Here is a 12,844-nt window from a genome sequence, read left to right as displayed (position 1 = left end):
GTGCGCCGTGAGGCGCTGTGTATTCGAGAGGGGGTGTGAGACCTCCTCTGCCGATCCTGTCGCAGCAGGGCGGTGAAGCTGGGGGCAGCCCGATCCGGGTGATGCCGGTGAGGGTGGCAAGCGGCCCCGACAAAGTCGGAACGTGTCAGCACTGCCAGATGGTGCGGGTCCGGCGAGCGAGATGGAAAGGAGTACGAGAGGAACCGGCGTTTACGTCTCTCAAGGCTGGATCGGCTCGAACCTGGTGGATGTGGGCCGAGAGCGGTGCGTCCCAACATGTTTAGCGTGTTGTTGGGAACTCCTGGGTCGGCTTCAACGACCGACCCGGAGACCACGGTGAAGTGCTGCGGGGTAGTCGTGGTGATGCCGCAGGGACCGAGTCGGGCTCCTCCTTCATCGAGCGAATCACAGTGAACACGGGAACCGTTCTGGTCTCGCCGGTGTTCCGGGCATCCAGTCTTGGGGCGTCGGCTGGGCGCATCGACAGCCGATCAGTCCAGGACGGGGCGGAGCCGCCGTAGTACTTCGAGCCGGGGAAAGCCCGGCACATGGGGAAGGGCGGCAGCGGTTATCGAGAAGGGAAGGACACTGCAATGCCGGAAGATGCGCCAGTGAATACCGGCGCTCTCGATCAGGATGCCCCGCTGGGGCCTTGGTCGCGGGTATCGGGGATGCAGACCAAGCTTCACCATTGGGCAGCGGCCGATCCCGGCCGCAGGTTCGATGATCTGTTCAACTTCGTGTGCGACTCGGCGACGCTGCTGGTGGCGTTTGACCGGGTCGCAGGCAACACCGGCGCGAAGACTCCTGGCGTGGACGGCATGACCGTCGTGACGATGGAGGACACCGTCGGTGTGGCCGGCTTCCTGATCGACCTGCGAGCCCAGTTGAAATCGGGTTCGTTCCGCCCGCTACCGGTACGGGAACGCATCATCCCCAAGCCCGGTGGGAGCGGAAAGGTGCGGCGGCTGGGTATTCCCACCGTCGCCGACCGGGTGGTTCAGGCGGCGCTCAAGCTGGTGCTGGAACCTATTTTCGAGGCCGACTTCGTGCCGGTCTCTTACGGGTTTCGGCCGATGCGGCGAGCGCACGACGCGGTCGCGGAGATTCAACGTTTCGGCACCAAGGGTTATCGCTGGGTGCTGGACGCGGATATCGAAGCGTGTTTCGACTCGATCGAGCACTCGGCCCTGATGGATCGGGTGCGCGCACGGGTCAAGGACAAGCGCGTGCTCGCGCTGGTGAAGGCGTTCCTCAAGGCCGGGGTGATGACCGAACTCGGCATCCGTGAGGCCAGCTTCACCGGCACGCCGCAGGGAGGCATCTTGTCCCCGCTGTTGGCCAACATCGCCTTGGGCGCGCTCGATGAGCACGTGCACGGGCCGTGGATGCCTGGCGGGATCATGAGCACTCCTCGCCGACGCGCCCGACGTCGCGCCAAGGACCTGCCGAATTGGCGAATCGTCCGCTATGCAGATGATTTCGTCGTCCTCGTGCACGGCAACCAGGCCGACGTCGAAGCCTTGCGCGAAGACATCGCCAAGGTGCTGATTCCGCTGGGGTTGCGGCTTTCCGAGGCCAAGACCCGGATCGTGCACATGGGTGACGGGTTAGACTTCCTTGGGTTCCACATCCAGTGGCGCCGCAAGCGTGGAACGACCAAGTGGTACGTCTACACCTTCATCGCCGACCGGCCCGTCCGGTCGTTGAAGGACAAGGTACGTGCCCTGACGAGCAGGTTGTCGCAGCAACCACCCAGGGTCGTGCTGATCCGGCTCAACCAGATCATGCGCGGCTGGTCGGCTTACTTCCGGCATGCAGTGGCTAAACACACCATGAGCTCCCTGGAAAACTTCGTGTGGCACAGGGTGATTCGATGGTTCCGAAAGCTGCACCGCTGGAATGGAAGAGACATCCGCCGACATCACACCGGTCTGCATGGCCGGTGGACCAGACCCTCGGCGGACGGGATCGAACTGTTCAACCTGGCCTCGGTACCCATCACGCGGTACCGCTACCGGGGCAACACGATCCCCAACCCCTGGACGGTGGCACACCCCGCCTGACGGCAGATGCCGTGGAGAGCCCGCTGCGTGGAAACACGCACGGCGGGTTCGGAGAGCGGCCTGGGGAAACGGACCGATGGCAACACCGGCACCGCGCCCCAGGCCGACTCAACCAGTCCCAGTGGATTTCGTCGAACGCTCCGCCCGTTGGCGCCCGTGGTGTTCCTAGGCCATCCAATATCTTTGGGTCATTCTTGAGCTTCCGGTAAACCATTGGCCGCCGTCGAGGTCGCATATCGAGTGCCGCACCCCCGACAGGGGAGACGAGGTCGTACGGACGCATCGCCGAGCAGATCGGCGCTGCGGGGTCCGCGCGCGCGGTGGGATTGGCCAATGGGCATAACCCGATCGCGATCGTCGTGCCGTGCCACCGGGTGATCGGCGCGAACGGCAGCCTCACGGGCTACGGCGGCGGCCTGCAGCGCAAACGCGCCCTGCTGGACCTGGAAAAGATCCACGGTTGCGCGACGCTGTTCGATTAATGGCTCGCGCTTCTTTTGCGGGGTCGGTCGAACGGCGCTATCGTCCATAATTGTGGACGACAGTGCGAAGGACCCGGCGGTGGTGCTGCCGTACCTGGTCGGTCGGCCTTTGGCGGCTACCGAGGTCTACGAAGCGTTCGGCTACCGCAAGTCCGCGTACTATAAGGCGGCTCGCGAAGGCAGGTTGATTACCGCGGACAACTTGATCAGGGCGGCCAAGTATTTGGGGTTGAATCCGGTTGACCTGCAAGTCCGCTTCGGCTTGATCGACCCCGACTCGGTCACCGAGTATGTGGAGTCCCAGGCCGGCCCGCCCAGGCTGCGTGATCTTCGTCCCGATCCCAACAGTCCGCCGGTCTGAGCGGGACTGCCGGGACCGTTTGAATGATCAAAACCGCACTCATCGTCGCCACCTTGGCCGCCCTGCTGTGCAGCCTGTGGATCCGGCGCGACACCTGGCGCTCGAGGTGGGAGGCCGGCGCTACCCGCAACATCGCATTGCATGGCTGCGCGGTGCTGCTGATGTCGCAGTGGGCCGCGGCCGCGCTCGGACCGCTCCTGCACCGCATCTTCGGGCTGTGGAACGTACAACATCTGCTCGGCCACATCTGCTGGATCTTCGCGGTGACGGCGATCATCCGCCACGGACTCATCCGCCTGGTCGACGAAACCCACGAGAGCGAGCTGTTGCGCAAGCACGTGACGCGCCCGCTACGGATTGGGGTTCCGTTGCTGGTGGCGCTGTTCGTCATCGCCGACGAAGGCCATCATCTTGACTTTTTCGCGGCCCCCGCCGACTTCTGGTTGCTGGCCTATTGGCTGGTCCTGGGTGCCCTGATGATCTACCTGCTCTCCTACGCCGGGCGAGTGCTGCTGATCCTGCGGACGGATCCCCGCTCAACGACGACCGTCGACCTCTATCTGATCTCGGCGGGATTCGGGGTGGCGGCGAGCGTGATTCAAATCGGCACCGCTTGGGCGGGCACCGATATCGCCTTGTCCGTCTGGTTGTGCGCCTGTCTGAGCGCCATTGGCTTCGCGTATGGATCTGCCCGGTCTTGGCAGGCGAAGGTCGCCTGGTTCACGTCCGGCAAGTAGGCCCACGCCGCGCGTTCGCCGCGCCGCGGACCCTAAGCGTCTATCCGCCGACGACGTGCCGAGCCACCACCATCGGGCGGAACCCGTACCGCTGCCCGACAATCTTGCCGCCAGCCGCCCGGCCCGTGCCCGTCAGCGGCATGCCGCGGAGCAACCCGCTTCCCTTGGCCTCGGAGCCGGCGCTGACGGTGCTGACCGCCGGGGGCGCTGTTTCCGCGCTTGTCGCCGGTGCCGCGGCGGCCCAACTCTGCGGCACCGACAAGTGACCCACCGTGGCCGCCCTGCCCAGACCCGCCGAGACGGGCGAGGCAGAGGACGTCGGGCCACCGCCCAGGGTTCCGCCCAGGGTTCCACCCAGACGAGGCACGGCCGCCGCGGCCTGAGTTCCTTTGCTGGCGGCGGCCGGCCTCCCACCTAGCCAGAGCTTCATAAAGTGGTCATAGTCGCCCAGTTGGTAATATAGGATGCCAAGGTCGCTGGTATACATTTTTACCCAGTCTTTCCAGGCCACCGGTTTGGATGATTCCGATGACGCAGCCGATGCATTCAGTACTGCGCTGGAGGCCGATGTTGGGTTTGCCAGCCCCGAGGTGGACGCGCTGGATTGCGCGCTTGTTTCGGCCGCGTTGGCGACCGCGGTGGCTTGACCGGCCTGCCCCGCCGGGTTGGTGGTGGATGGCGGCCGGTCGAAGGTGGTCAACGTTGAGGCGCCGGCTGACGCCGCGGCGTAGCCATACATCGCGGCCGCGTCCTGGGCCCACATTTCGGCGTACTGGGCCTCGGTGGCCGCAATCGCCGGCAGGTTTTGGCCGAAGAAGTTCGTCGCGATCAGCATCATCAGTTGCGCGCGGTTGGCCGCGATCACCGGCGGCGGAACCGTCATCGCGAACGCCGCCTCGTAGGCACCCGCGGCGGCCTTCGCCTGGACGGCCGTCTGCTCAGCCTGCGCGGCCGCCGCGGTCAGCCACGCCGCATACGGGGCCGAGGCGGCGGCCATCGTCGCCGAGGCCGGACCCCTCCACACGGCGGTGAGTTCGGCGATCAACGAACTGTAGGAGGCTGCCGTGGTGTACAGATCGATGGCCACCCCGTCCCAGGCTGCGGCCGCGGCCAGCATTGGCCCCGACCCCGCGCCAACGTACATCCGCCCGGAGTTGATCTCCGGCGGAAGCGCCCCGTAGTCCACTAATGGGTCCCTTCGTCTTGTCGACGGCGGTCGCACGCACCCCAACGCCGCCCGAAACCGTGGTCAGATACTGGTGCGCGAGTACCGTCCAGCGCCGCCGACACCGTCGGCCGTGGAGTCACGAACGCGATGCCGTTCCGCGGCCGCGGTGGCTACCCCTCAAGCGTGGACGTTTGTACACATATGCGATTCTAAGAACATATATGTACGTCACAGTTCACAGCTATGAACTGAATCTAGCTGACGATGAACATTTGTCTTTGGACATACACTATTGCGCGCGCAGCACTTAACCTCGCGGAGGAGCGGCTTTAGCGGCCCTTCCACACCGTTGACCGGAACCAGCGAGGAGAGAAATCACCGTGTCGTTCGTGACCACCCAACCCGAAGCGTTATCCGCCGCAGCCCAGAACCTGGCAACTATCGGCGCGGCGCTGGCCGCACAGAATGCGGCGGCATCGGCGCCGACGATGGGCGTGGTTCCCGCGGCGACCGATGAGGTCTCAGTGCTGATCGCGGCCCAGTTCGCCACGCACGCCCAGATGTATCAGAACGTCTGCGCCCAGGCCACGATGATTCACGACAGCTTCGTGAGAATGCTGCACTTCGGCGCCGGTTCCTATGCGGCCACCGAAGCCATCAACGCCGCCGCGGCCAGCTAAGGAGGGTGACAAGTGCTGGATTTCGGAGCGCTACCCCCCGAATTCAATTCTGCGCGCATGTATTCCGGCCCCGGTTCGGCATCGATGATGGCCGCGGCATGGGCCTGGAACATGCTGGCCGCCGAGCTGGACTCTGCAGCCACCGCCTACGACACCGTCATCACACAACTGACCAGCGAAGGGTGGATGGGCCCGGCATCAGCCCAAATGGCCGAGGCGGCCCAACCTTATGTGACGTGGATGCGTACCAGCGCGGCGCAAGCCGAACAGGCCGCCACATCAGCCAGAGCCGCCGCGGGGGCGTACGAGACCGCGTTCGCCGCCACGGTGCCCCCACCACTGATCGAAACGAACCGCACCCTGCTCACCCAGGCGATTTCCACCAATGTCCTCGGCCAAAACATTCCGCTGATCACCCAACTCGAGGCCCAATACGGTGAAATGTGGGCGCAAGACGCCGCCGCGATGTACGGCTACGCGGCCCAAACCGCACCAACTGCCGAAGTGACGCCGTTCACCGAGCCGGCCCAAACCACCAACCCCGCCGGACAGGCCATGCAGGCCGCCGCGGTCACCCGAGCCGCCGGCACCTCGGCCGGCACGGACGCGCAGACGCAACTGTTATCCTCCACGCCCTCTGCACTGCAAAGCCTCGCATCACCTAGTTCATCAACCGCATCCACAACACCGATCTCGGATGCGTTGAAACAGAACGAGTTTGTGAGCTTGTGGTCGCAATACGCCAGCCCCACCCAGAACACCCTCGCGATGATGTATCGCGCTACCGGCATGACAACGCACTTTCAATCACTCGGCAAGGCACTAGCACCCGCCGCCAAAGCCGCCAGCGACGGCGCCAAGGCCGCCGCGGCCCTGCCCACCGTTGGCGCGTCGCTGCGCGGCGTGGCCGGTGGTGGCGGCGCCATATCGGCAAGTTTGGCTTCTGCTGCACCGGTCGGTGGGCTGTCCGTACCGCCCACCTGGTCTGCCGCGACCCCGGCGGTCCCTTCGGGGGCATCATCGATCCCGGTCAGCCGCTTCATCACCACGCCCGACACGTCAGGGCCCGGAAACCTGCTGGGCGGAATGCCGCTGGCGGGCGTCGGCGGAAGTTCGGGCGGCACCGGTCCGCGCTACGGGATCCGCCCGACGGTGATGGCGCGCCCCCCGTTTGCCGGATAACGCGACGACGTCCCAACCATTTGCGCCGAGATCCAGTTCAGCGCAACGCTGTTCGAGTGGCCCACGGACACCGCGCCGCTTTTTGAGCGCGGCTGGGCCATCCGTGTCCGCGGACACTTCCCGCTTCCCGACCAATCAGGCTGCACTCGAATACCTCTACTTAATCACGCGGTCACTGCACCTGACCGGGACAGGACAGAAGCGATGGACATGCGTTCAAGATTGGCAGTGAACGCCTTCGCGATCTGCTTCGCCGACCGCATGCCGGAAAGTGAAACACCTAACCGAAGATGCCGCTTACACCGTAATCTGACGGACCCCGATGGGCCGGCCCCAGGATGTCTAAGCGGCATCCCAGCAATGCCATCGATCGCGACCCGCCGGCGAGGAATCTTCAGATGTTTCCCACCGCTCAAGCCTGCGCGTTCATTGGCGGGGCGCTCGCGGTCCAGCTTGGACGGCACCGACAGCTGTTCGATCGAGCCCGCTCAGCCGACGCGCGTGAAGGTTTTGTTGCCCAGACCTGGTTGCGCGGCGACAGAGTTCGCAAGCAGGTCTGCTCGGTGAAGCTGCGGTTACAAGTGCGTGGGGGGGCGTTTGGGTGAAGCTCACTCGCGCTGGCGAGGCCACTAAGTGAGCTGCTGCGTCCGACGCGCACGGTCGTCGTCAGGTGCTACCGAGTTGGATGGCTTTGGCCACGAGCAAAATCGCCCCGACTACGAGGTAGCCACGCAAGGCCAGCATGCCTAGCCGAGTTCCGGCCGACCAGGACACCGGTTTCAACGAGGTCAACGGCGGCATTCGCCAGGTGGCCCGTTGGGCTGTGGCCAGGTCAAGGGGGGGGCTGGTCAGGCCATTGTGTTTCGGGCGGTGGCGGCCATACCACCGCAGCACACCGAAAACGGTTGCGGAGCATAGGGCGATACCGACGGTGAGGTCGGCGGCGAGTGAGACGATGTCGAGGCGGGGGAATACGGTCGTGGCCATGAGTATTCCCGAAAGTAGCAACAGCACACTGACGATGAGCCCTGACGCTACGTTGAGCCACGGCCGGTTCACCCAGGGGCCTAAGACTTCCCGGTCGTTGCACAACAGCACCAAAAAGACAGTCGCGCTGGGCAGCAGCAACCCGGCCAGCGCTTGCACGCCGGTCGTGATCAACCCCAACGGCGCCCCGGGGATTAGCACGATCGCTGCGGCGATCACGACCATCCCGGTGTAGGACAGGTAGAATGGCTTGGCGTCACCGAAGCCACGGTGCAGGGAATGCTTGAGCCCGAGTACATCCCCGAAGGCATAGCTGCTGGCCAGGGTCACCGCAGCCGCCCCAATGATGGAGGCGTCGAGCAACACGATCGCGAACACCGACCCGAGGGTGGTGTTGATTTGGCCGAGCAGGTGCGCAACCGTGCCGGCGTCGGCGAAGCGCCCACGGCTGTTGGTGGCCCGCGCGGCCCAGTCGCCGGTCATGATCAACGCCGCCGCACCGATCACCACGACGAAGGCACCCAGTGTGGTGTCGGCGCGCTCGTAGCCGATGAAACGCGGCGTGATGCGCTTGTCGACAATGTTGGACTGCTGAAAGAACAGCTGCCACGGGGCCACCGTGGTGCCGACCATCGCGATGATCAACAGCACCGCGTCCGAGGTGACTCCGCCACGCATGCCCGGGATGACAAACGATTTCGCGGCGCGCCCCGCATCTGGATGGGACATCAACAACATTGGGATTTGCAGCAGCGTGATCGCGATGAACGCGAGCATCGCGCGTTCCCAGCGCTGGAAGCTGCCGGTGGCCATGATGGTGATCAGCGCGATCGCGGCCAGCGGGACGACCACATATCGGGGGATGCCGATGTAGTCGGCCGCCAGGGTGATGCCAATGAATTCGGTGACCAGGGTCAGAAAGTTCAGCAGGAACAGGTCACCCACGGAAAACCAGCCCCAGCCGCGGCCGAACCGCTCATTGATCAACCGCGCGTGTCCGACCCCGGTGACCGCACCGAGCCGGACCACCATCTCCTGGTTAACAATCAGCACCGGGATCAACAACACCAGCACCCACAGCAGGCTGTAGCCGTAGTTCTGTCCGGCCTGCACGTAGGTCGAGACGCCTCCGGCGTCGTTGTCGCCGACCATCACGATCAAGCCGGGCCCGATGATCGCCAGCATGGTGGCTAGGCGGATTTTCAGGCTACGCGGACGGGCGTTGTCGCCGAGGCCGATTCGGCCCAGCGCACCTTCGATGTCGCCGACGTGTGCGCTGTCCAGCACCGCGGTGCCGTGCGGCGCCGCCAACACTGTGTCGGAAGTGGGGCGGTCCAAGAGTGTCATAGCCAGTCTCCTTCTTCGCTGCTCATCGAGGTCAGGTCTTCGCGAACCAGGCGTGGCCCGGGCGCTCGCTAGCGCCAGTCGTCGGGAATGGTGGCCTGAGCACGGCATCGACGGTCACCACCCCCAGCGCCTGACCCTCGTCATCGACGACCGAAATGGTGTGTAAGTTGTAGTCGGCTATCAATACCGCGGCATCGATCAGATCGGCATCGGGAGTCACCAAGATGGGATTCGAATCCATCAGTGTCGCAACCGCATCCGCAAGGTTCGATTGCAAAGTGCGATCACTGACACCACGCCGGCCAGCCGCCCGCGCTCGTGGAGGACGTGCAGCTGCAGACGCCCATGTTTCGCAGGAGACAATGTCGAGGTTCATCAAACGGCCTGCGCTGTGCGGGTTTGAATCCCAACAAGGGCGATCACCGTGGGAGCGCTGGGGTGCGGGCATCAATTCCAGAACACGGCGCCGGGTGGGACTGGCGCAAAATGAAGGCCGCGTCGTCGGCGTCGTCGGCACGGATCCGGGCGCGCAACGCGGCGACCTCGTGGGAGGGCGGGCAACTTGGCCGCCGGGTGTCTTCAGCAGTCCGAGCAGGCGGAGCGGTCGTCGGGTCTCGGTCGCCGGTTTGTTCATGGATCTCTCCTTGGCGCAACATGTGGATCAGTGGTGGGTGGTGGTAGCACGGGAGCGGCAATACGGCTGCCGCGCTTGGGGTTAGGCGGTTAGGCCCAGCTGGAGCCCACGGCGCTGTCGGTGCTGGCCATGTGGGAACCGGCCGTTTGTACTTTGGAGCCGTGAGCGTTGGCCTGCTCGTAGATCACCTGGAAGTTGCGGCCCAATTGGGTGATGAACTCCTGGCAGGCCAGTGAGCCCGCGCCGCCCCAGAAGTCGCCGGCGGCAAGCACATCGCGAATGATGGCCTGATGCTCAGCCTCTAGGGTGGCGGCTTGGGTGCGGATCAGCGCACCGTGGGCGTCGACGTCGCCGAACTGGTAGTTGATCGTCATCGGTGTTCTCCTCACGGGTGCAAAGCAGTTAGTTGCCCAGGATCTGCTGGGAGGCCTGTTCTTGGTCCTCGTAGTTGCTGGCGTCACGAATCAGGTTGTCGCGCACCCCGTGCAGCATGGTGACGATATTGCGAAAGGCGGTGTTCATCTGGCTCACGGTGTTGTAGGAGGTGGCTTGAGCGCTACCGCTCCAGCCGTCGCCGGCGATGTTTTGCGAGGACGCCAGTATCTTGCGGGCCTCGTCCTCCACGGTTCGGGCGTGCACTTCGAAACGCCCTGCCATCGAGCGCATCTCGTGCGGGTCGGTCGTAAAACGCGTAGTCATCTGAATGTCTCCTTATCTAGAAATCATCGAGTGCCACATAAGCGGTGAATCGTGGCCGAACTGCTTATGCGGTTGGGGCCGTCGAACTGAGGCTCGCAGCCGATCCCCGTATCTGCTATCCGGCGATGGGTGAGCGGGCCATTACGGTGAGCCGGAGCCCGTATTTGGGAGCACTGCCTATGTGGCTTCCGGCCGTGTTCGCCATCGGCATGCCGGGCATCATGGGCATCACACCTGCCGGAGCCGCGGTGAGGGGCGTGCCGCCCAGCCCTGAGGCAAGAGAGCTAGGGGGTGGGGTTAGGGCGGTCCAGCTCGCGGGCACCGATAGCGGGCCGATCGACGCGGCCCGTCCAAGGGCCGCGGATGCGGCGCCGCCGGGTCCCAGGCTCGTCAGACCCAATAGGCCTCCGAGGGGGCCGGTTGTGACAGCTTCTCCGATGGCGTTTCCCGCGGCGCCCCCGGCTGCGCCGGCGCCCAACAAACTCGTGAAGGCACCCAATGTGTTACTGGGCGTGTAAAACCCGGACGAGAAGATGGTGTTCCAGATGTTCGCGTTGGGCCCCCACTGGTTCCAGAAGTCGTTGAGCTGTGAATTCCCAGACCCACCAGAGCCAGTCAGTTGGCCGAGGATTTCCGAAAGTCCCGACGTCGACGACGAAGACGACGCGGGTGAAGCGAGGCTCTGCAACTTTGTGGGTACCGTGGAGGTCAGCTGTGACAGTGCCGTCTGCGTGCTCGTGCCTGCCGACGTAGCAGTGGCCTGGCTGACCGTCGCGGCCTGCCCGTCCAGCCCCGCCGCATTGGTTGTCTGTTGTGGCGCGGTGAATGGCGTCACCGTCGAGGCGGCCGCCGAAGCGGCGGCGTAGCCGTACATTGCGGCAGCGTCCTGGGCCCACATTTCGCCGTAGTGCGCCTCGGTGGTCGCGATCGCCGGCGTGTTCTGCCCCAAGACGTTGGTGGCGACCAACGCGCTCAAAAGGCTACGGTTGGCCGCGATTACCGGTGGGGGCACCGTCATCGAGTACGCGGTCTCATAGGCACCCGCGGCTGCGGTGGCCTGGGTAGCGGTTTGTTCAGCCTGCATCCCAGTCGTGTTCATCCAGGCGACGAGAGGTGCTGCGGCGGCCGCCATCGATATCGACGCCGGGCCGCGCCAGCCTTCGCTGCTCAATCTCGAGATCGTCGAGCTGTAGGAGGTTGCCGCCGAACGCAATTCAGCGGCCAGCGTGTCCCAGGCCGCGGCGGCGCTAAGCATCGGCGCTGAGCCCGCGCCGGAATACATTCTTGCGGAATTGATTTCCGGCGGCAACGCGCCGAAATCGATCATGACAGTCATTGGACACACTTCCTTTAGCCGGCCGCGATTGTGTTGAGGGCCTCGGTGGCGGCGTACGAAACGGCACTGGCCGCTAAGGTCCGCACGAACAGGTCACAAACTGCTGCGGCTTGTGCGCTCACCGCTTGATACAGCTGCGCGTGCGCAACGAACTGGGTCGCGGTCAGCGCCGAAACCTCGTCGGCCGCTGCAGGAATCACGCCTGTCGTAGGCGTAGATGCGGCCGCGTTCTGGGCGGCGAGCCCTGAGCCGATATTGCGCAAATCATTGGCTGTCGTCGCCAGTATTTCTGGCTGTGCGGTCACAAAAGACATCGGACTTCTCCTCAAGGGGAATGCAGACTGAAGCTGCGGCTGTGGTCGTGTCAGAGCACGCCAAAAAGACGCACGTCCACGAAGCGGGACGCGGGCGAGTGCGAACCGAAGCGGCGCAAGCCGATTCAGATAGTGGAAATGGTGCCGGGGCCGGATCCGAACGAAATGCTCATCGGACTCGGATAGGGACTATCACCGCGACTCATCTCGCTCTCACCTCCTCACGGCCAGGGCACACGGGGGTGCCAACAGTCGCACACCGGGGATGAGGCAACCCGGCGATTCAGCCGGGCGCGGCACCCCTCTCGTCACAGCTTTGGCACCACACGGCGTATCCGGCTGAGCCGGAAGCCACTTGGGCTCAACCCTTAAGCCGGGAAGAGCTGTCCTGACCCGGGGCGTCTCTCGACGTTCGAGGTCAGTGGCCTATGTCCGTGCAGACGCCTCACCTACCGAGGTTTATGCGAACGTTATCTTGGCACTCAAGGCGGCACCAGTCAACCCGGCGCGTTGACTCACCAACAATGCCCGCCTGCCCCCTTCGTTGTCCCAAAGAGAAATGCTGCCCGCGAAGTGGCGTGTTGAAGCGGCGAAACCGGTGCGGCGCAGCAGGCCCAGACGATGGGATTGACGGTGGGTGAACGCCAGCGTTTGCACCGGGCCTTTACTAGGCCGTGCTGGACATGCCGGCTGGCATGTGGCTGGCGCCGATGCTGGGTGAGCTGGTGAGGATCTTGCGGCGGTTCGGCGCACTGGACATTGATGGCGACACCGGGGGCGCCGCTATGACCGCGCCATATCGTCGGCCATCTATTGCCGTGTGGCGCCCGAAGGCGAGAAGTACGAATTGA

General features: G+C 64.6%; 13 protein-coding genes, 2 pseudogenes and 1 riboswitch. Of the genes and pseudogenes, 7 read left to right on the top strand and 8 right to left on the bottom strand.

Annotation, left to right across the window (positions count from 1 at the left end):
* Positions 1 to 548: 548 nt before the first annotated feature.
* The 4 genes and pseudogenes from ltrA (at position 549) to JF781_RS26225 (ending at position 3,646) form a co-directional block, all read left to right on the top strand.
* A complete protein-coding gene (gene ltrA, locus JF781_RS26240) occupies positions 549 to 2,066 on the top strand; it encodes a group II intron reverse transcriptase/maturase (protein ID WP_306454289.1) in 1,518 nt (505 codons plus the stop codon).
* Between the two features lie 251 nt (positions 2,067 to 2,317).
* Positions 2,318 to 2,548: pseudogene (locus tag JF781_RS26235) on the top strand (methylated-DNA--[protein]-cysteine S-methyltransferase); the annotation flags it as partial.
* A 52-nt stretch (positions 2,549 to 2,600) separates the two neighbouring features.
* Positions 2,601 to 2,909, top strand: a complete 309-nt coding sequence (locus JF781_RS26230; protein ID WP_008260736.1) for a hypothetical protein — start codon at positions 2,601 to 2,603, stop codon at positions 2,907 to 2,909.
* 23 nt (positions 2,910 to 2,932) lie between these two features.
* Positions 2,933 to 3,646, top strand: a complete 714-nt coding sequence (locus tag JF781_RS26225) for a hypothetical protein (RefSeq protein ID WP_008260734.1) — start codon at positions 2,933 to 2,935, stop codon at positions 3,644 to 3,646.
* A 40-nt stretch (positions 3,647 to 3,686) separates the two neighbouring features.
* Here the strand turns inward: JF781_RS26225 and JF781_RS26220 are convergent, their stop codons facing one another.
* A complete protein-coding gene (locus JF781_RS26220; protein ID WP_008260733.1) occupies positions 3,687 to 4,832 on the bottom strand; it encodes a PPE family protein in 1,146 nt (381 codons plus the stop codon).
* Between the two features lie 362 nt (positions 4,833 to 5,194).
* On the opposite strand from JF781_RS26220, the gene JF781_RS26215 reads away from it, so the two are divergent.
* From JF781_RS26215 to JF781_RS26205, 3 genes and pseudogenes are all read left to right on the top strand, one after another.
* Positions 5,195 to 5,494: a PE family protein gene (locus JF781_RS26215; RefSeq protein WP_008260731.1), complete on the top strand. Its 300-nt coding sequence runs from the start codon at positions 5,195 to 5,197 to the stop codon at positions 5,492 to 5,494.
* 12 nt (positions 5,495 to 5,506) lie between these two features.
* Complete coding sequence (locus JF781_RS26210; protein WP_008260723.1) at positions 5,507 to 6,676, top strand: PPE family protein; 1,170 nt, start codon at positions 5,507 to 5,509, stop codon at positions 6,674 to 6,676.
* Between the two features lie 124 nt (positions 6,677 to 6,800).
* Positions 6,801 to 6,955: pseudogene (locus tag JF781_RS26205) on the top strand (IS256 family transposase); the annotation flags it as partial.
* Between the two features lie 387 nt (positions 6,956 to 7,342).
* Here JF781_RS26205 and JF781_RS26200 read toward each other — a convergent pair.
* The 7 genes from JF781_RS26200 to JF781_RS26170 all read right to left on the bottom strand — a co-directional run bounded on the left by JF781_RS26200 (position 7,343) and on the right by JF781_RS26170 (position 12,650).
* A complete protein-coding gene (locus JF781_RS26200; RefSeq protein WP_008260722.1) occupies positions 7,343 to 9,010 on the bottom strand; it encodes an NRAMP family divalent metal transporter in 1,668 nt (555 codons plus the stop codon).
* Positions 9,011 to 9,041: 31 nt separating this feature from the next.
* Positions 9,042 to 9,386 carry a CBS domain-containing protein gene (locus JF781_RS26195; protein WP_225325986.1) on the bottom strand — a complete coding sequence of 115 codons (345 nt, stop codon included), beginning with the start codon at positions 9,384 to 9,386 and terminating at the stop codon, positions 9,042 to 9,044.
* A gap of 347 nt (positions 9,387 to 9,733) precedes the next feature.
* Positions 9,734 to 10,018 (bottom strand): WXG100 family type VII secretion target, encoded by a 285-nt coding sequence (locus tag JF781_RS26190; RefSeq protein ID WP_008260719.1) that lies wholly within the window; start codon positions 10,016 to 10,018, stop codon positions 9,734 to 9,736.
* A 28-nt stretch (positions 10,019 to 10,046) separates the two neighbouring features.
* The gene (locus JF781_RS26185) at positions 10,047 to 10,343 is read right to left on the bottom strand and encodes a WXG100 family type VII secretion target (RefSeq protein WP_008260715.1); all 297 of its coding nucleotides are present in this window, start codon (positions 10,341 to 10,343) and stop codon (positions 10,047 to 10,049) included.
* 115 nt (positions 10,344 to 10,458) lie between these two features.
* A complete protein-coding gene (locus tag JF781_RS26180) occupies positions 10,459 to 11,679 on the bottom strand; it encodes a PPE family protein (RefSeq protein WP_008260714.1) in 1,221 nt (406 codons plus the stop codon).
* A 14-nt stretch (positions 11,680 to 11,693) separates the two neighbouring features.
* The gene (locus JF781_RS26175) at positions 11,694 to 11,993 is read right to left on the bottom strand and encodes a PE family protein (RefSeq protein WP_036429503.1); all 300 of its coding nucleotides are present in this window, start codon (positions 11,991 to 11,993) and stop codon (positions 11,694 to 11,696) included.
* A gap of 293 nt (positions 11,994 to 12,286) precedes the next feature.
* Positions 12,287 to 12,457, bottom strand: a riboswitch (M-box (ykoK) riboswitch).
* Positions 12,453 to 12,650: a hypothetical protein gene (locus JF781_RS26170; RefSeq protein WP_145929538.1), complete on the bottom strand. Its 198-nt coding sequence runs from the start codon at positions 12,648 to 12,650 to the stop codon at positions 12,453 to 12,455. It overlaps the preceding riboswitch by 5 nt.
* Positions 12,651 to 12,844: the final 194 nt, after the last annotated feature.

The sequence above is a fragment of the Mycobacterium sp. WUMAC-067 genome, assembly GCF_020217485.1.
GTDB lineage: Bacteria > Actinomycetota > Actinomycetes > Mycobacteriales > Mycobacteriaceae > Mycobacterium.
Note: the sequence above shows the minus strand (reverse complement) of the source record. Positions and strands in the feature narration are given on the sequence as shown.